Source organism: Corynebacterium sp. LK28 (genome assembly GCF_014335105.1).
GTDB lineage: Bacteria > Actinomycetota > Actinomycetes > Mycobacteriales > Mycobacteriaceae > Corynebacterium > Corynebacterium macclintockiae.
The window spans coordinates 115,503-134,788 of sequence record NZ_PDGZ01000008.1; the positions used below are offsets into that span (position 1 = coordinate 115,503).

The window sequence follows — 19,286 nt, forward strand, 5'->3', positions numbered from 1 at the left end:
GGCCTAGCCCTCCGCGACGTCGTTGATGACGATCGTCTGGTCGCGGCCCGGGCCAACGCCGATGTAGGAGATCCGGCAGCCGGACAGCTCCTCCAGGCGCTTGACGTAGTCCTGCGCCTTCTGCGGCAGCTCTTCGAAGGTCTTGCAGTCCGTGATGTCCTCGTCCCACGCGGGCATGGTCTCGTAGATCGGGGTGGCGTGGTGGAACTCGGTCTGCGTCATTGGCATTTCGTCGTGGCGCACACCGTCGACGTCGTAGGCCACGCAGATCGGGATCTCGCCGATTCCGGTCAGCACGTCCAGCTTCGTCAGGAAGTAGTCGGTAAAGCCGTTCACGCGGGAGGCGTAGCGGGCAATCACAGAGTCGTACCAGCCGCAGCGGCGCTTGCGTCCGGTGTTCACACCGACCTCGCCGCCGGTGGTCTGCAGGAACTCGCCCCATTTGTCGAACAGCTCGGTCGGGAACGGACCGGCACCCACGCGGGTGGTGTAGGCCTTGATGATGCCCAGCGATGCCGTGATGCGCGTCGGCCCGATGCCGGTGCCCACGCACGCGCCGCCGGTGGTGGGGTTAGAGGAAGTCACGAAAGGATACGTGCCGTGGTCCACGTCTAGCATCGTCGCCTGGCCGCCTTCCATCAGCACAGACTTACCGGCGTCCAGAGCCTTATTCAGCTCCGTCGTCGCATCGATCAACATCGGCTTGAGGCGATCGGCGTAGGACAGGAAGTAGTCCACAACCTCGTCCACGTCGACGGCGCGGCGGTTGTAGATCTTCACCAGGATCTGGTTTTTCTGGTCCAGCGCCGATTCGATCTTCTGGCGCAGGATGGATTCGTCCAGCAAGTCCTGGGCACGGATGCCCACGCGGGAGACTTTGTCGGCGTAGGTCGGGCCGATTCCGCGGCCAGTGGTGCCGATGGCGCGCTTGCCCAGGAAGCGCTCGGCCACGCGGTCGATCGCCACGTGGTAGGGCGCCACCAGCTGTGCGTTGGCGGACACGCGCAGGCGGGAGGCGTTTGCTCCGCGAGCTTCCAACCCGTCGATCTCCTCGAACAGCGCCTCCAGGTTCACCACGCAGCCGTTGCCGATGATGGGCGTAGCGTTTTCGGACAGAACACCTGCGGGCAGCAGCTTGAGCTCATACTTTTCGCCGCCGACGACGACAGTGTGGCCCGCATTATTGCCACCGTTGGGCTTAACTACGTAGTCGACCCTTCCACCCAGAATGTCGGTAGCTTTGCCCTTACCTTCGTCGCCCCACTGGGCACCCACGACAATGATCGCTGCCATGAAACCTAAAACACGTCCTCTGCTTTTGTACTGATGTACTCGTGGTTGTAGCCCCACGCGACACATCTTCACAGGCTGTCATTGATCGGGCGGGGCACTAAGACGTTTAACTATTCTAGTACGTCGCCGGTGGTTGTGGCACTCGCTATGGTGGGTTTCTATGTTGTTCTTGTTGCGTTGCGATATTCCCGCCAGCGATCGGCTGCGCGATCCCGTGTTGCCAGGCGAGGCCGTGGAGTGCCTCGATCTTTCCGCCGTCCCCACCCGCAAGGAGCTGCGCTTCTTGGATGATCTGGAGCGCTTCGTGGTGGGTTCTACTCCGTCGTTGGACGAGTTGATGCAGCGCCCCGATGCGCCCCACTTGGGCACCCCGCAGCCCGATCCGCACCAGGTCAGCGAGCGTGTGCGCGTGATCGTGCATGGCAGCGATGCCGCGGTGGCCGCCGTGGTCTCTAAGTTGATGCGCATTGATGCCCTCTGGGTCGAGGTTGGGTTTATCCCTTCCAGCGCTTCGTCGGTCGCTCTTTCTTGGGGTCTGGACGCCACCTTCTCCCCCGCCCAGCACCTCACCTTCGCGCTCGCCTCCCCGGCTGTGCCAACTCCGGTCATCCGTGACGATCACGGGGTGGTGACGTTGGGGGTCGCGGAGGTGACCGGTCCGGTGAGCTCGGCTGGCAAGGCTGGCTCGGCAGGCTCGGCGGGAGAGGCCGAAGATGCGGCGGAGATGATCGGCGAAGTTATTGTCGATTCCGAGGTTCTGTACGAGCAGAACAAGGCCGGAACCAGCGACTTCAATAACGGCGTGCGCCTGGTCCCCACCCCGGATGCTCCGGGGTTGGCGGCGGTGCAGCGCCCACCGTTGCCGCGGAAGGGCTGGTTCGGGCGCACGAAAAAGCCCCGCAGTACCGTCTCGCCGACGGTGCTGCGGGGGCGGGCCTTACAGGCCGGAGGGGTGGATCTGGCGGTCACCCGTGATGGGGTGCGCCATCCCCGCCCGCTGAAGTCGGTGACGTTTTACCGCCACCTGCGGGATGGGCAGTTCGTGCGAAACTAAGCTCGCCCGCAATTAGCGGACGTAGCCGTGGGCGCGAGCCCAGTTGTACAGGCCGAACAGACCGGCGCCGATAGCAATCGTTCCGAACAGGGCTGCGAAGAACTTACCCAGCGGACTGGAACCAGCGACTCCGCTGGAGCTGCTGGAGCCGTTGCTGGACCCGGAGCTTCCGCTCGGCTTCTCCTGCTTTTCTACGTTCACCTTCAGCTCCACGGTGGAGGTCGATCCATCCGGGTAAGTGACTACGACCGGAACGGTGTAGTCGCCCGGCTTCACATCCTTGCCCGGCTTCAGGGTCACGGTGCCATCTGGGTTGACGGTGGCCCACTCAGGTGCACCCTCACCAGCGGTGAACTTAGCACCTTCGCCGGTATCACCCGGCACCTTGGAGGTGACGGTCTCGCCCGGCTTCACGGAGACATCCTCGAAGGAAGGATCGTGGATCTCGTTGGCAGGCTTCACGGTGACGGTGACGTTCACGGTCGTGTCGTCGCCGGAACCGTCCTTGTAGGAGACCTTCACCGGAACGGTGTACTCCTTGGCCTCAACATCCGTGCCCGGCTTGGCGGTTACGGTGCCGTCTGGGTTGACCGTGACCCACTCCGGAGCCTCCTCGCCCTTCTCGTAGGTCGCGCCCTCAGCCACATCGGTCGGAGCCGGAGCGGTCACTTCGTCACCCTGCTTCACGGTCACGTCCGAGTAGGTCGGATCGTGGATTTCGTTGGCGGGTTTCACGGTCACGGTAACCACGGCAGTAGTGCGGTCAGCCGAGTCATCTCCGTAGATGACCGTCACCGGGATCTGGTACTCACCCGGCTTAACTTCAAGACCCGGACGTGCCTCGAGGCTGCCATCCTTGTTCAGGGTGACCCAGTTCGGTGCGCCTGCACCCAGGGAGTACTCGGCGTCCGCAGCGCTGCCCTCAGGGGCAGCAACAGTGGCGGTCTCTTCCTGCTTTACCGCGATCGGCTTGTAGGTCGGATCATGTAGCTCGTTGATGGCGCGCTCCGTGACCGTGACCTTCAGCTCGGCCTTGTCGGTAGTACCATCGGGGTAGGTAACCGTAACTGGGACGGCGTAATCCTTAGTGTCAACGTCACCGCCCGGGTTCAGCTGAACAACGCCCTTGCCATCGATAGTTGCCCAGTCCGGAGCACCCTCAGCCAGGGCGAACTTGGTGCCCTCCGGCAAACCCTCGATGGCAGGAGTCTTTGCGGAACGGTTGGCCTGCACGGTGATGCTGCCATACTCCGGGGAGTAAATCTGGTTGTCCGGCTTCTTGGTGACGGTCACCTTAGCAGTTGCTTCGTCGGTGGACCCGTCGTCATACGTGACGACCACCGGAACGGTGTAATCCTTGACTTCGGTCTCCAGGGTGGGCTTTGCCTCGATAGAACCATCCTCGTTGACGGTGACCCACTCCGGCGCACCCTCACCAGCGGTAACCTTCGCACCCTCCGGCAGCCCCTCTGGGGCGGCGACAGTGGCGGTGCTCTCCTGCTCGACGGTGGTCTCGCCGAATTGCGGATCGTGCAACTCGTTGGTGTGCGTGACCTTCACGTGGACGTTAACCACAGTGTCATCCTTGGACTGGTCCGGATAGCGGACAACGACTGGAACGGTGTAGTCGCCTGGTTTCACTTCCCGGCTGGGCTTTACGGTGACGGTGCCATCTTCAGCAACGGTGGCCCATTCCGGTGCATTTTCTCCAGCTGCAAACGTTGCGCCCTCGGCGACATCCTTTGGAGCCTCGACAGTCTCGGTATCCAGCTGCTTAACAGTCACTTCTGCGTACTGCGGATCGTGCTGTTCCGCCAGGGGCTTCTCCTTCACCGTCACGTTCACGACAGTGTTGTCCGCTGAAGAGTCCGGATAGGTGACAACAACCGGGACGGTATAGTCACCCGGCTCCACATCCAGGCCAGGCTTAACGGTGACGGTGCCGTCCTCAGCGACAGTTGCCCACTCCGGAGCATTGGCGCCCTTGGCGTAGGTAGTGCCCGCCGGAGCCTGCGCAGCATTCTTCGCGGTAGCAGCATCCTGCTGTTTCACGGTCACATTGGAGTACTTGGGCTCCAAAGCATTAGAGTACGGCTTGACCTCGGTGGCACCCAGCGGCTTGTATTGGTCGGTTCGACAAGCAACCCTCAGTCCGACTCTGAACCTCAATTGCCCTTCACCGTAGAACATATTGTTGTTATTTACACGGCCCGAGGTGTCGTTCTTCAGATACTCCGTCGGAGTTTGAATCTCTAGTTTGCCAGCATTCTTCGCCTTCAGTTTCACCTCGAGTGGCATAAAATCGACAAAAACGGATGTACTGGAGAGCTTTCCGGGCTTCATCATTTTTTCAACTGTTAGGACATGCTTATCTAAAGTAGCGTCCAAATTAGAGCCGACAAGCTCAACGTCGTCTGGAATATAGAAACGCACCTTGTTTCTTTGAGTGTTTCCGCTTTCGAAACTTGGGTTTATACCCAGTACTGATCCGAGTTTGGGGTCAGAAACCACAAGACGATCAATATTGATCTTTGCGGTTACCACCTCATTCTGGTGAGCAGTTTCCGGCATTTCCACATGCACTTGTCCCGCAAAGTCCATATTCTCATTTGCGAGGCCACCACCAGCAGAAATATTACATTTCAGCGGCAGGGTCGTATCCTGCGTCTTGTTGGCCGTGGCGGCCTGGGCAGCTACCGGAGAGAACGGGGACTGTGGGACAGCCGTGGCGGTCAGCACCAGGCTGGAGGCAGCCGCGACAGCAATCATGGCGCGGCGGGAACGGAGAAACATCATAGGAGACACCTCATATTCGAGTGAGACGACATTAAGTCGGAGCGGGGAACAATTCCCCAACTTCTTTAAGAATCTACTATCGCCACTCTTAAGGTTCCACTCGTAGCCCCCGCTTATCCCTCCTGGTCGCCCCAGACTTCCGGTGGCTGCCACGGCCTATCCACTGTCGGCCGCAGGAACGCCATAGCCGACTCCCGCGAATAGCCACAGACCTGCAGGGCGTCAACAATAATCGACCGGCACTGCGCCAACACGACCATGCCCGACAAGCCCGTACCCTCAGCAACCTGTAGGTCCGCCTCCGCGCCCAGCTTCTGCAGTGCGCGGACGATCTCCGGGATCTCCACGGCCTCGTCGCGAGTGCCGCGCGTGCCGCCCTCCGCGAACAACGCGCCTAGCTGCCCCAGTTCGTTGGAGATACTGCGTATCAGCTCGACCATTTCCTCCGGGGGATCGACCTCGTCCATGATCATGATCTCCGCCCGGCGCGCCAACACACGCGTATTGCGCATGACGTTATCGACGGGCACCAGGATGCGGCTCATCGTCCTAGCGTGCCGCCTGGCCGTCCAATAGATCGGCGAGACCGCCACGACCTCCGACCCGCCGCCCACACTGGTCAGCAGCGCATTGACGTTCGTCTGCGTACCGCGTGCGATCTCCAAAGCCTTGGTGATCTTGGAGGCATCACGTTCGGCCATCCCCTGCGCCACGTCGTCCATCACCAGCGAGGCCTTCGACACCAGCACGGATACCTCCCGCCGAGCCGGGCGCAACGGCGAGTTCGGCACCATCGCCAACACCACAATGCCGATCACTCCACCGATCAGCGCGTCTATCATGCGGTCCCACGAACCAGAAGACCCGGGCGGCAGGATCGTCGCCACCAGCACCGCGGAACTAGCGGCCTGGAAAGCCACAGAGACCGACTTATCCACGAATATCGCCGCCAGAATGGCGAACAGCACCACCACCGAGACCTGCCAGTACCCGCTGCCAATGTTGCTGATCACCAAGTCGCCGATGCCCACACCCACGGAGGCTCCCAACACCAGCTCGAAGCCGCGGCGCAGGCGTTTACCGGCGCTCACCCCCAGGCTCAGCACCGCTGCGATGGGCGCGAAGAAAGCCTGCTGGTGGTCAAAGATCTGTTCCGCGATAAGCAGCGCCAGGCCAGCGCCGATGGCGCACTGAATCGCGAAGACTAACCCCTCGCGCACGCGGATTGCACCCTGCACCGGGGCGATCCGGCGCAGGTTCCGGGCTGCTGCGCGCACTCCGGGGCGCAGGCGGTTGGCCGGCTCGCCCCACATTTCCTTCGCGGTTCGTGGCCGCCGTCGTGGTTCTGCCATGCCCGCCAGTTTAGGTGGTCACGTCCGCCCACACCGCCAGATGGTCGGTACCTGGGATCCGCTTCGTCCCGCCGCCCAAACACTCGCCGGTAGTCATGATGTGGTCCAGGCGAATCACCGGGAATACCGCCGGCCACGTCGGCGTGTGCGCCAGGTGCCCGGTGCAGTCGCTGAGTTCAAAGTCGCGGTAACGCGGATGGCTGCGCGTAGCGTTGAAGTCACCGGCCAGCACCAGGTGGCGCCGCGAGTTCGCCCAATCGCTGAGGCTCGCTAGATCCTGCTCCCACGCCTTGCGGTCGTCCTTCGCAGGCGCCACCGCATGCACGCCCACGAACTCACTGTTACCGTGCAGCGGCGCATTCACGCGCGGAGTTTGGAAGCGGGTCAACCCCCGCACCATGTTGCCGTGCGCCCCCCTTTTTTCTTTAAATGACGCCGACACCAGGCCCACAACATTATCCGCCCGATCGTTGCCAGGACGCGGCTTAGTTAAAGGTTCATAGCCAGTCTGTTCCGCGACCTTTTCCACTTCCTCCGCATTCGTTTCGATGAGGAATACGACATCGGGTTTGAGCTCCTCGATGGCACGGGCGATTCGCTTGTCGTCGGCTTGTCCCCAGTATGTGTTGAGGGAGAATACTCGGGTGGAAGTGTGGGCGTCCGAAAAATTGGGCGCAGGTACGCGCGGGACGATCAAGACCGCCAATAAAGCTAGAACCGCGCACAGCGCCGCGCGGCGAATAGAGCGGAGGATGCCAATGCCGGCCGCGGCGAGCACCCCGGCGACCCACGAGCTCGCCTGGATTTCGGCGACGAAGGGCCACGCGGCGGTGGTCTGCGCCGGCCAGAGGATGCTGGACAGCCACACCATGGCCACCACCACTGCGGCTATGCAGAGGTTGCGATTCGCCACAGGGTAGGGCGTTGGTTGGGAGAATGAACGGCGCTTGCTCATTTCCTTATTCGGAGGTTCCTTAACAATCCAGCCTGGCTATCCAGTTGTACCAGTTAGCTTTCCGAGCTATCCAGCCCCAGAGCCGGGGCTGCTGCCGGGTCGCAGTCGTGCAGGAGGTTCAGGCAGCGCACGACCTCATCGTCCTCGCCGAGGGCGCGGGCGGTCTGCACGAGGGCACCAATGGCCCGCAGTACACCCTGGTTGGGAACGTGATCCCACGGCACCGGGCCGGTTCCGCGCCAGCCGTTACCACGCAGGGCATCCAGGCCACGGTGGTAGCCGGTGCGGGCGCAGGCATAAGCCTGAACGGCTTGTCCTTCGGCCAGCAGCACCTCCGCCAGGGCTGCCCAGGCGCCGGAATCCTTCAGGTTGTCAGCGACAACCTCTTCCAGCGCTTCGCGCGACTGCGGGGTTGCTGCGCCTGCGGCATCAGCGTCTGCAGCTGCGGCCTCCGCGGCCTCCGCGACGGGAACGGAGCTTGCTAGCTCCTGCGGCAGGCGCACCTCCGGGTGCTCCGCGCCAAAGAGGTCTCGACTACGACGAATCTGTTCTGCCATGGTGCTTGTGAAGCCTACTTGGCTACGGAGGTGCCAGCGGAGTGCAGGTCGTTGCAGGCCTCCACCACGCGAACGGACATTGCCTCCTCGGCCTGCTTCAGGTAGGAGCGCGGGTCGTAAACCTTCTTGTTGCCGACCTCGCCGTCGATCTTCAGCACACCATCGAAGTTGGTGAACATGTGGCGGGCAACCGGGTTGGTGAACGCGTACTGGGTATCGGTATCGACGTTCATCTTGATCACGCCATAGCGCAGGGACTCCTCGATCTTCTCCTTCTCAGAGCCGGAGCCGCCGTGGAACACGAAGTCGAACGGGTTGGAACCCTCAGCCAGGCCCAGTTTCTTCTCTGCAACCTTCTGGCCCATGTCCAGAACCTCCGGGCGCAGCTTCACGTTGCCCGGCTTGTACACGCCGTGGACGTTACCGAAGGTAGCGGCCAGCAGGTAGCGACCGTTTTCGCCGGTACCCAGGGCATCGACAGTCTTCAGGAAGTCCTCTTCGGTGGTGTACAGGTTAGCGCCAGCCTTGGCCTCCACGCCATCTTCCTCGCCACCAACAACACCGATCTCAACCTCGAGGATGATCTTGGCCTTCTGTGCATCCGCCAGCAGCTCCTTGGCGATCTCCAGGTTCTCGTCGATCGGGATGGCGGAACCGTCCCACATGTGGGACTGGAACAGCGGGTTCTCGCCAGCCTCCACGCGCTTGCGGGAGATCTCCATCAGCGGGCGAACGTACTCGTCCAGAACTTCCTTCTGGCAGTGGTCGGTGTGCAGGGCAACGTTCACGCCGTAGTGCTTAGCAGCCTGGTGAGCAAACGCAGCCAGCGCCTCCGCACCCGCAACCATGTTCTTCACGGCCAGACCGGAACCGAACTGGGCACCGCCGGTAGAGAACTGGATGATGCCGTCGGACTCCGCATCCGCAAAGCCCTTCAGAGCAGCATTGATGGTCTCAGAAGAAGTGCAGTTGATGGCGGGGTATGCGAAGCCGTTTTCCTTCGCATTGTCCAGCATGTCGCGGTACACGTCGGGGGTTGCAATAGGCATTTCGATGCTCCTTAGATATGAACCTGAATAAGTCCGGTTTGTCTCCGCCCACAATTATGCCCACAATTCCCACGCCGTGCAGTCACTCCAGCTAGAGCGCCCCCGCAGCACTCACCCGCGCCCCCGCAGCACTCACCCGCGCCGCCGCCTCCATCAGCATCCACCCGGAAAGCTGCACAGACAGATCCCGCTCCGCAATGTCGGAGCTCGCCACCGCCCCCGCAATCGTCGCGCCAACCAGCCCACCGGCCTGCGGCATCGTCGCATCCTTCGTCCAGTCAGCAGAGAACACCGGCAGGCCATCGACCTCCAGTCGGAAGCGCCACACCTGCTCGGCTGTCGCCAACACAATTCGCCGGGCTATGGCTACAGATTCCGTGCCGTGCCGACCTGGCGTCGGCAAACACTCAACAACAAGAGAAAGATAACGCGCAAGAATGCCATTAAACAGCCCGCCGTCGCCACCGCCAGTGCGCACATTGATCGCGCCGTCGTGGTCCGTCATGTGATTCTCGATCGCGCGGAGCAGGCCATGGATGCGGGTTATTTCTTTGACGCCCACATCTGAGACCTCCTCATCCCCCACACCAGCTGCACGTCTGCGCGCGCGGGCGAGCTCCACGCATGCGCCCAGCATCACGCCCTGGCAATAAGGGTGCAGTGCGGTGACGGGCTCCGGGCCGGCCATCCGCATGTGGATACCGTCCATGACCAGGCCGTCTTCGTTGATGAGGTTGTCGAAGGTCCAGTCGACCAGGCGCTCCGCGGTCTCGATGTCGCCATTGCGGGCAGCCAGGATCGCGGCGGGGCCGTTGGTGGGGACGTTGTAGAAAGTCTCGTTCGTGCGCCACGGCAGCACGCCCGTGAGGCTGTCCACACCCTCGAAAATGTTTTCCACCAGCGGTTCCAGGTCGCGGTCGGCGTTGAGCTTGGCGTTGATTTTCGGCTCGTTCGCAGCGCGCTGGAGGGCGAGGGCGAGCCATGCCTTGTCGTCGTAGTAGTTATTGGCGGACAGGCGGGAGATGTTGCGGATGCGCATGGCGCGGAGGTGGCGGCGGATCGCGTGAATCCGCGACGTGGTGGGGCGGCGGACGGCTGCATCGATGAGGTTGTCGATGTAGTGAGCCTGCCACCAGTAGTGCCAGCGGACGAACAGCCGGTCGCGAGTGGTCGGCGGCCAGGCGATAATCCCCAGCGTGGTGCGGGGGATGCCCCAGAGCCGGCTGGCGTGGCGCTCGTAAACCGCCTGGTAGGCGAGGTCTGCGCGGTGATCCCAGCGCTCCCTGAATTCCTGGGTGGGGTGGGTTGGTTGAGGTGTGTGGGTGAGTTGGGTTGGTTGGGTTGGTTGGGTTGTAGCCGCAGCCTGCTCTTCCGCCGGTTTGCCAACCCCAGCCTGCTCTTCCGCCGGTTCAGCGTCAGCCTGCTCTTCCGCCGGCTCGCCAACCGCGGCCTGTCCCTGCGCCACGGCCACATTCTCCCCCACCTCAGAACCCTTTTGACCTGCAGAAATAGTCGACTTTTCCGTAGGAACCTGAGTCTCCTCTACGGAGCTCCGGTCTCCCTGAGCCGCCTTGCTATCCCGCTTGCCCTTGCCGGGAAGATTGAACACTTTGCACACCTCACTCGGTTGTAGCGCTTTGCGAACCAGTCTAGCCATCATCCTGCTGGCTCTATCTGGCGTGGAATGTCGCTAGATCGGGATTGCGCGAGCCCACGGGGTAGCAAATGTCGCTAGATCGGGATTTCATCCGTCCGCAGAACGGCAAATGTCGCTAGAACGGGAATCCGTTAAAGACAACCCTTTTCATCTATCTAAACACGCAGGTCAAAGCGTTTCTAATTTTCGGTGCCAACCTTTTGCTTCCACAGATTCCCGATCTAGCGACATTTGGCGAGCTGGATCCCCATTTCCGCCTCCTCAAAGCTGACCTATTCCCGTTCTAACGACATTTGGCACTCGAATAGTCCAATGCAGCCCCATGCACGCCTCGCAAACACCCCATGCAAACCCAAGCAAGCCCAGGCAAGCCCATATAGAGACCGGAATGTCGGAAATCTTGCAACCCAGGAGACTTAAGTGTCGGAAAAGTTGCAGAATAGGCAGCGCAGAATGGCTAAGTGTCGGAAAAGTTGCAAAACGTTATTGGTGACTATTCGCAGTAATGTAAATGTGCAGGTCAGAACGTTTTATTCGGTCGAGTCTCGGCGATGACTCCGAAGAAATACCACTTTTCCGACATTTTGGACATCCAGAACCTGACTAGGCGGAATTAGGGGAAGACTGACAGACTGGCAGGCCAGCAGCAGGGCACTAACAACCAGGCTGCTGGGCCGGGCCGGGCCACCGGGCCGCCGGGCTGGGCCGGGCCGGGCCACCGGGCCGCCGGGCTGGGCCGGGTCGGGCCACTGAGCCGGGCTGAGCCGGGCCACCAGGCCCAGCTACCAGACTGCCAGGCCCAGCTACCAGGCCTGAGACAGATCCGCGTGCTGGCGGATCCACGCATGCATCGCAATCCCAGCCGCCACACCTGCATTAATGGACCGCGTCGAACCAAACTGAGCAATAGAGACCGTCATCCGCGCAGCATCCTGCGCCTCCTGGGTCACACCCGGCCCCTCCTGGCCAAACAGCAGCAGGCACCGCTCCGGCAATTCCGCGGTCTCCAGCGGCACGCACCCCGGGGTGTTATCCACGGCCACCACAACTAGCCCCTCCTGGGCGGCAAATTCCAGCACCTCCCCGACCGTCGCATGGTGCTGTAAGTGCTGGTAGCGGTCGGTGACCATCGCTCCCCGCCGGTTCCACCGCCGCCGCCCAACAATGTGCACGGTATCCACCGCGAAGGCATTCGCAGTCCGCACGACGGTGCCGATGTTCGAGTCGTTTTCGAAGTTCTCGATGGCAATGTGCAGTGCGTGCCGGCGCGTATCAATGTCCGCAATAATCGCGGACTGCTTCCAGTACCGGTAAGCATCCACCACGTTGCGCGTGTCCCCGGCATCCAGCAGCTCGGAGTCGAAGCGCGGATCCGTCGGGCGGGGCTGGCCAGGGTGTTCATCTTCCCAGCTGCGCACCCCGCGAGGATGCTCCAGCCACTCCGTCGGTCCGGGTTTATCGTGTGATTCGGGGGAGGTCGGCGTCATAAAAATTACTAGGCAAGCCCCAGGTCGGACAGGCCCAGCAGAGAGCGGTACTCGACTCCCTCGGCCTCAATAACATCCTTGGCGCCAGTCGCGCGGTCAACGACGGTGGCCACGCCAACAACGGTCGCGCCAGCCTCGCGAGCTGCAGCGACAGCGGTCAGTGGGGAGTTGCCGGTGGTCGTCGTATCCTCGACGATCAGCACGCGCTTGCCCTCAATGTCCGGGCCTTCGATGCGGCGCTGCATGCCGTGCTTCTTGGCTTCCTTGCGCACGACGAACGCGTCGATGTCGCGCCCTGCCGCGCCCGCCGAACCCGCGTGCATAATCGCCGTCGCCACCGGATCCGCCCCAAGGGTCAGCCCGCCGACGTGGTCGTAATTCCAGTCGGCGGTCAGCTCGCGCAGCAGCTCGCCGATCAGCGGCGAGGCCTCGTGGTGCAGAGTGGCGCGGCGCAGGTCAACGTAGTAGTCGGCCTCCTTGCCGGAGGAAAGGGTCACGCGCCCGTGCACCACCGCCAGCTCCTTGACGAGCTCGGCCAGGCGCTGCTTCTTAGCTTCATCGATCATTGAGGTTTCTCCTTCTGGTCTGTGCCGTTGTCTTTGCCCGGTGGGGCTTATTGCTGGTCGTCTTCGACGACCTCGCCGTCGACGGTTTCGTACTCGATCGGTTCGATGGGTTCGGGGCGGGCGTGGCGTGCCTCTGGTGCGCGATGACGCCCACCGCTCCGCCGACGCTGCGTCACAGGAGACAGTCGAATTGCGGTGGACTTGGTCTCCTCGACTTCCTCGAAAATGGTGGCCTCTTCCGCATCATCGCGGATGACCTGCGCATATTGGGAGGCATGCGCGCTCATGTGCTCCGGGTCCTCGCCTAGGCGGGGGATGCCTCCATCGCGGCGGCGTCTGCGACCTGCGTGCACGTCGTCGTCCGCATCGTCGTAGTCTCCCACGGCAAAGCTGTCGAAGCTGCCCGTATCGCCACCTTCCCAGCGCGCATGGGTGCGGGAAGGGAAAGCCACTGGCTCGGCGGGCCGGGTGATGTCGGGGCGCTCTGGGTTCGGCACTTCGGCGTGCGCGGCAGCTTCCTCGCTGCGCTCTGCGCGCCCAGCCTGCCCGGCTTGCCCAGCTCCAGCTTGCCCGGTCTGCGCGCCAGGACTTTCGCCAGCGGCGGAAGCGTGGGCGTCACTACCGTCCGCGTCCTCGGCACCATCCGGAACGGCTCGCAGGTGGGCGCGACGGGAGGACGTCTCGGCGGCCTGTTCCTCGATCTCCTCCTGGTTCAGAGGGGCGTCGGTGTGCACCTGCAGTGGCCCACCGGGCTGGGGGCGCAGCTGGTCAGCGTAGAGCATCTCCAGCGGCGCGCTGGTCTGCGCCGGGGGCAGCACCATCGCTGCATCCACCAGGGAGTGCAGCCGTGGCAAGATCGCCTCCCACACGTGGAAATCCAGCTTGCGGGATACGCGCACGACGGTCCAGTTCTGCCCCCATGCCACGTCGGTGGCTACCTGCGACAAGGCGGCGAGGGCATCTTCCACGCGGGCGTCCAGCATGCGGTCCAGAGCGCGGACGTCGGTGGTGTATGCGGCGAACGGCGGCTGGTCTAGCAAGTCGGTTCGGCGCATCCCTGCGGGCTGCGCACTTCCCGCGGAATACAGCACCTGAACTGGGGATTCCTCCACCCGGCGCATCGCCATGAGCGTGGAGGACCCCATGTCGCCAATGTGCACCTGGTGGCCGTCGACGAATCCGCTGACAACCTCTCGCAGCGTGGGCACGCGGCCGTGCTGCGCGCCGGTGATGGCGACGGGCCAAGCGCGTGCCAGCTCGCTGTCTTCCTTCGTGTATTCGAAGCCGTTGTCGATCGCCCATTGACGACGCCGCCTCCGGGGAAAACCGAAACCAGCCATCCCGGTCGAGGACGCGGGCGTGGCTGCGACTACCTCTGATTCAGCTTCTTCGGGCTCAGCGTTGTATTCGACGTCGTCCTCATAGTCGGCGCCGTCATACTCAGCGCCATCATACTCGGCGCCATCAAACGCAGCGCCGTCGTATTCTTCGTACTCCCCGCCCTCGTACTCGGCGTAGTCGCCATCGTCATATTCGTACTCGGCGCCATCAAACGCAGCGCCGTCCTCCCCCTCGGGCACGTAGTCAGCGCCCGGGTAGTGGTCGGCATTGCCTTCGGCGGAATGCTCGGCATGCGCGGGCTGCTCGGCATGCGCGGGCGGCTCGAGCCCCTCAACGGAGGGATCCCCAGCAGCTTTTGCGCGCAGCAGCAACCACACGGCAAGACCCAGCAGGGCCAAGCCGACGATCAAAGCGACAATGGAACCGACCATAAACTACGGAATACGGAGAGGGTTTTTATTCGTTGGCCGCCTGGTAAGCCTCGGCGTCCATCAGCTCGCCTGCCTCGGTCACCTTAACCTCGTACAGCCAGCCCTCGCCGTAGGGATCCTCGTTGATCAGGCCTGCGTTGTCTTCCAGAGCCTCGTTAACAGCGACGACCTCGCCGGAAACCGGTGCGTAGATGTCAGAGACGGACTTGGTGGACTCAACCTCGCCGAAGGCCTCACCGGCCTCAACCTCGGTACCGACCTCGGGCAGTTCGACGAAGACGATGTCGCCCAGAGCCTCAGTAGCGATGTGGGTGATGCCCACGCGCACGGTCTCACCCTCCACGACAGCGGAGGTGTTAACCCACTCGTGCTCCTCGGAATACAGGAAGTCAGTTGGCAGTGCAGTCATTTTCTTTAGCCTCTCGTTTAAAAGTTTTCTGTAGTTATCTGCCCAAACCATACACCAGCGGGCAGACAACCCTGTGTGCGTTAGCCGCGTTCCCGCGCTACTCGCGCTTACTTCTCGTCCTACTCGCGCTTACTTCTCGCGCGAGTAGAACGGCAGCGCCACTACCTTGTACTCGTAGCGCTTTCCGCGGATATCCACTTCCACCGTCGCTCCCTCGGCAGCGGCGCCGGAGTTCACGGCGGACTTCGATACATATGCCATGGCCACCGGGTGACCCAGCGTCGGCGACAGCGCGCCGGAGGTTACGGTGCCGATGGCCTTCTCGCCGTCCGCTGCGAACACTTCGTATCCGCCACGGGCAGCGCGGCGACCTTCGCCAGCCAGCCCGATCAGGGTCTGCTCGGTGCCCTTGTCCTTGGCGGAGACGATGGCGTCCCGACCCACGAAAGAGTCCTTGGACTTCGTCGCCGCCAGAATCCCCAGACCTGCATCAACAGGGTTGAGCTTCAGCGACAGCTCATTGCCGTACAGCGGCATGCCGGCCTCCAGGCGCAGGGTGTCGCGGCACGCCAGGCCACACGGCAGGCCACCCAGCTGCGCGGCCTGATCCATGGCCTTGGTCCACACGGCCTCCGCACCGTCGTTGTCCACGATCAGCTCGAAGCCGTCCTCGCCGGTGTAGCCGGTGCGCGCCACCAGCACGGGCTGACCTGCGGCGATTCCCTTGAATGCCGCGTAGTAACCCAGCCCCTCGATGGCCTCGGCGACGGTCTCGCCAGCGCCGGAGGCCTCGGGTGCCTCCACAACGTTGTCCACGATCTCCAGCATCGCCGCTGCGGCCTTCGGACCCTGCACGGCGATCATGGAGGTCTGATCGGATTCGTTGTTGATCTCTAACTCAAAGCCATCGGTACGGCTCTGCAGTGCGGAAACCACGTTGTCTACGTTGCCTGCGTTGGGCACGATCAGGAACTCGTTCTCGCCCAAGCGGTAGGTGATCAGGTCGTCGATGATGCCGCCGGATTCGGTGCAGATCATCGAGTACTTTGCCTTGCCGATCTTCACTGCCGACAGCTTGGAGATCAGCGCGTGGTCCAGGTACTCCGCCGCCTGCGGGCCGGTCACGCGAACTTCGCCCATGTGGGAAAGGTCGAATACGCCCACGGCGTTGCGCACCGCGTGGTGCTCGTCGAGCTCACTGCCGTACTTCAGCGGCATGTCCCAACCGCCGAAGTCGGTGAAGCGCGCATCTAGCTTCTGGTGCACGCCATACAGCGCGGTCTTTTTAAGTTCGGTCATCTCTTGCTCTCCTTCTTCTCTTTGTGACGCCCTCAGCTCCAGCTATCCCTAGTCTTCGTTGATCGCGAAGTCTTCCAGGGGCGGGCAGGTGCACACGAGATTGCGGTCGCCATAGGCATTGTCGATACGACGCACGGGGGTGAAGTACTTGGTGTGCCGCAAGCTTGCCACCGGGTAGGCGGCCTTAGCGCGGCTGAAGTGTCCACCGGATACAGCTTCCTCGAAGTCGTCCCGCACAACAGAATAAGCGGTAAACGGCGCGTGGCGCAGAACGGACTGCTCGGCGGTGACCTTGCCGTCGATAACCTCCTGGATCTCGCCGTGGATGGTGATCATCGCCTCGATGAAGCGGTCCAGCTCTTCCTTGTCCTCCGATTCCGTCGGCTCCACCATGAGGGTGCCGGCGACGGGGAAGGCCAGGGTCGGGGCGTGGAAACCGAAGTCCATCAGGCGCTTGGACACGTCCTCGGCGGTGATGCCGGAGGCCTTCGTCAGCTCGCGCAGATCCAGGATGCACTCGTGGGCCACTAGGCCGGTGTCGCCCTTGTACAGTGTGGGGAAGTACTCCTCCAGCTTGCGGGAAACGTAGTTGGCGTTCACTAGCGCCATGCGGGAGGCCTCGGTCAGCCCCTCGTCACCCATCAGGGCGATGTAGGACCAGGTGATCGGCAGCACGCCAGCGGAGCCGTACCGGGCGCCGGAGACCGGCTGGCCGGTCTGCAGTGCGGCGTCGCCCTCAACCACATCGGCGTTCGGGTCGGTCGGCAGGAACGGGATCAGGTGCTCGGCAACACAGACCGGGCCAACGCCCGGGCCGCCACCGCCGTGCGGGATGGTGAAGGTCTTGTGCAGGTTCAGGTGGGATACGTCGCCGCCGAACTCGCCCGGCTGGGCCAGGCCGACCAGGGCGTTCAGGTTAGCGCCGTCGACGTACACCTGGCCGCCGGCCTCGTGCACCTTCTGGCAGACGTCGCGGACCTGCTCCTCGAACACGCCGTGGGTGGAGGGGTAGGTCAGCATGATGGCGGCGGTCTGCTCGCCGTACTTCTCCAGCTTCGCTTCCAGGTCCGGCACGTCGATGGAGCCATCCTCGGCGTTCTTCACGGCCACAACCTTCAGGCCGGCGAGTGCGGCGGAGGCAGCGTTGGTGCCGTGGGCGGAAGCCGGGATCAGAACGATATCGCGCTGGTCATCGCCACGGGACTGGTGGTAGCGGTGGATCGCCAGCAGACCCGCGAACTCGCCCTGGGAGCCCGCATTCGGCTGGACGGAGACCTTGGCGTAGCCGGTGATCTTCGCCAGGCGCTCCTCCAGGTCCTCGATGAGCTCCAGCCAGCCCTGCGCCTGCTCGGCCGGGACCTGCGGGTGGATGCCCGCGAAGCCCGGCCAGGTGATCGGCTCCATAGAGACGGCCGCGTTCAGCTTCATGGTGCAGGAACCCAGCGGGATCATCGTGCGGTCCAGCGCCAGGTCGCGGTCAGCCAGCTTGCGCATGTAGCGCATCATCTGGGTCTCGGAATCAATGGAGGTGAAGATCGGGTGGGTCAGGATCTCCTCGTCAGCCGGGCGCAGCACGCCAGCCTCGGCCAGCGGGCCGGCGGTAATGTCGAAGCCTGCGGAGGTGACCTCGCCGGTGCGGGATCCCAGTACCTCAATCAGCTTGGCGATGTCCTCGTCCGTGGTGGACTCGCCGACAGAGATGCCGACGAAGGAATCGTTAACCTGGCGCAGGTTGTAGCCTGCCTCGGCTGCAGCGCGCAGAGCCGAAGGGGCGTCCCCAAGGGAAGAACCAGACACGTCAACGATGACGGTGTCGAAGAAGGTGTCGTGCGCCAGCGTCAGGCCAGCCTCGGACAGACCGACGGCCAGGGCGGTCGCGCGAGCGTGGATACCCTCGGCGATGGCGCGCAGGCCGGACGGACCGTGCCAGACCGCGTAGAAACCGGCGACGACGGCCAGCAGAGCCTGGGCGGTGCAGATGTTACTGGTGGCCTTGTCGCGGCGAATGTGCTGCTCGCGGGTCTGCAAGGCCAGACGGTAGGCCGGGGTGCCCTCGGCATCCACGGATACGCCCACGATGCGGCCCGGCAGCTTACGCTGCAGCGCCTCGGTGCAGGAGATGAAGCCAGCGTGCGGGCCGCCGAAGAACAGTGGCACGCCGAAGCGCTGTGCGGAACCGACGGCGATGTCCGCGCCCTGGGAGCCCGGGGAGGTCAGCAGCACCTGGGCCAGAAGGTCGCAGGCGACCGTTACCAGGGCTCCGGTCTCCTTTGCTGCGGAGATCAGGCTGGACAGGTCGCGCACGCGGCCCGTGGAGCCCGGGTTGGACAGCACCACGCCGACCGGGTTCTCGTAGTTTTCGAATACGGCGCCAGCGTTATTGCCGTCAGTGTCATTGTCGTTGTCGCCGTCCAGGTCAACAACCTCCACCGGAATGCCCGCGGCTTCGGCGCGCGCCAGGGTGACGGTGATGGACTGCTGGTGCAGGGAGGAATCCAGCAGCACCGCGCCGCCCTTCTTGAAGGCCTTCGCATTGCCGCGGGCCATCAACTGCACGGCCTCGGCCACAGCGGTGGCCTCGTCCAGCAGGGAGGCACCCGCGACCGGCAGACCGGTCAGATCCTGCACCATCGTCTGGAAGTTCAGCAGAGCCTCGAGGCGACCCTGGGAAATCTCCGGCTGGTAGGGGGTGTAGGCCGTGTACCAGCCCGGGTTCTCCACCACGTTGCGGCGGATCACGGCCGGGGTGATCGTGTCGTAGTAGCCATTGCCGATCAGCTGCTGCTTCTGCACGTTCTTATCAGCGAAAGCCCGCAGGGCGGCCAGGGTGTCCGTCTCATCCAGAGCGTCCGGCAGGCCGATCGGGCCGGCCTGGCGGATGGACTTCGGCAGGGCATCGTCAGCCAGCGCGGCGGTGGATTCGTACCCCAGGTAAGACAGGATCTCCTGGGTATCAGCCTGGTTCGGGCCAATGTGGCGCTGGACGAAGGGGGCGGAATTGCGGCGAGTAGCTGCAGTTGACATGGCTTTTAGGGACTTT

The 19,286-nt window shown here is 63.2% G+C and carries 14 protein-coding genes; 1 reads left to right on the plus strand and 13 read right to left on the minus strand.

All coding sequences use genetic code 11. From position 1 onward, the window contains the following. Positions 1-3: 3 nt before the first annotated feature. On the minus strand, positions 4-1,293 hold the full coding sequence (locus CRD15_RS02805) for an adenylosuccinate synthase (protein ID WP_034969285.1): 1,290 nt from the start codon (positions 1,291-1,293) through the stop codon (positions 4-6). 160 nt (positions 1,294-1,453) lie between these two features. On the opposite strand from CRD15_RS02805, the gene CRD15_RS02810 reads away from it, so the two are divergent. Continuing rightward, positions 1,454-2,347: a hypothetical protein gene (locus CRD15_RS02810; protein WP_187401844.1), complete on the plus strand. Its 894-nt coding sequence runs from the start codon at positions 1,454-1,456 to the stop codon at positions 2,345-2,347. Between the two features lie 12 nt (positions 2,348-2,359). Here the strand turns inward: CRD15_RS02810 and CRD15_RS02815 are convergent, their stop codons facing one another. The 12 genes from CRD15_RS02815 to gcvP all read right to left on the minus strand — a co-directional run bounded on the left by CRD15_RS02815 (position 2,360) and on the right by gcvP (position 19,270). Beyond that, complete coding sequence (locus CRD15_RS02815) at positions 2,360-5,143, minus strand: Rib/alpha-like domain-containing protein (RefSeq protein ID WP_187401845.1); 2,784 nt, start codon at positions 5,141-5,143, stop codon at positions 2,360-2,362. A gap of 113 nt (positions 5,144-5,256) precedes the next feature. Further along, positions 5,257-6,495 carry an aromatic acid exporter family protein gene (locus tag CRD15_RS02820; protein WP_187401846.1) on the minus strand — a complete coding sequence of 413 codons (1,239 nt, stop codon included), beginning with the start codon at positions 6,493-6,495 and terminating at the stop codon, positions 5,257-5,259. Positions 6,496-6,505: 10 nt separating this feature from the next. Beyond that, positions 6,506-7,450 (minus strand): endonuclease/exonuclease/phosphatase family protein, encoded by a 945-nt coding sequence (locus tag CRD15_RS02825; protein WP_187401847.1) that lies wholly within the window; start codon positions 7,448-7,450, stop codon positions 6,506-6,508. Positions 7,451-7,503: 53 nt separating this feature from the next. After that, positions 7,504-8,007, minus strand: coding sequence for a DUF3151 domain-containing protein (locus tag CRD15_RS02830; RefSeq protein WP_187401848.1), 504 nt, complete (start codon positions 8,005-8,007; stop codon positions 7,504-7,506). Between the two features lie 14 nt (positions 8,008-8,021). Beyond that, positions 8,022-9,056, minus strand: coding sequence for a class II fructose-bisphosphate aldolase (gene fbaA / locus CRD15_RS02835; RefSeq protein ID WP_187401849.1), 1,035 nt, complete (start codon positions 9,054-9,056; stop codon positions 8,022-8,024). 91 nt (positions 9,057-9,147) lie between these two features. Next, positions 9,148-10,266, minus strand: a complete 1,119-nt coding sequence (locus CRD15_RS02840; RefSeq protein WP_034981853.1) for a glycoside hydrolase family 76 protein — start codon at positions 10,264-10,266, stop codon at positions 9,148-9,150. A 1,250-nt stretch (positions 10,267-11,516) separates the two neighbouring features. Further along, positions 11,517-12,200 (minus strand): RNA methyltransferase, encoded by a 684-nt coding sequence (locus CRD15_RS02845; protein ID WP_070550753.1) that lies wholly within the window; start codon positions 12,198-12,200, stop codon positions 11,517-11,519. An 8-nt stretch (positions 12,201-12,208) separates the two neighbouring features. Continuing rightward, positions 12,209-12,766 (minus strand): orotate phosphoribosyltransferase, encoded by a 558-nt coding sequence (gene pyrE / locus CRD15_RS02850; RefSeq protein ID WP_187401850.1) that lies wholly within the window; start codon positions 12,764-12,766, stop codon positions 12,209-12,211. A 47-nt stretch (positions 12,767-12,813) separates the two neighbouring features. Further along, the gene (locus CRD15_RS02855; protein ID WP_187401851.1) at positions 12,814-14,538 is read right to left on the minus strand and encodes a hypothetical protein; all 1,725 of its coding nucleotides are present in this window, start codon (positions 14,536-14,538) and stop codon (positions 12,814-12,816) included. 25 nt (positions 14,539-14,563) lie between these two features. Next, entirely contained in the window at positions 14,564-14,947 is a 384-nt protein-coding gene (gene gcvH / locus CRD15_RS02860) for a glycine cleavage system protein GcvH (protein WP_034974814.1), read from the minus strand. Positions 14,948-15,076: 129 nt separating this feature from the next. Then, positions 15,077-16,246 carry a glycine cleavage system aminomethyltransferase GcvT gene (gcvT, locus tag CRD15_RS02865; RefSeq protein WP_187401852.1) on the minus strand — a complete coding sequence of 390 codons (1,170 nt, stop codon included), beginning with the start codon at positions 16,244-16,246 and terminating at the stop codon, positions 15,077-15,079. A 48-nt stretch (positions 16,247-16,294) separates the two neighbouring features. Continuing rightward, entirely contained in the window at positions 16,295-19,270 is a 2,976-nt protein-coding gene (gene gcvP, locus CRD15_RS02870) for an aminomethyl-transferring glycine dehydrogenase (RefSeq protein ID WP_187401853.1), read from the minus strand. Positions 19,271-19,286 lie beyond the last annotated feature (16 nt).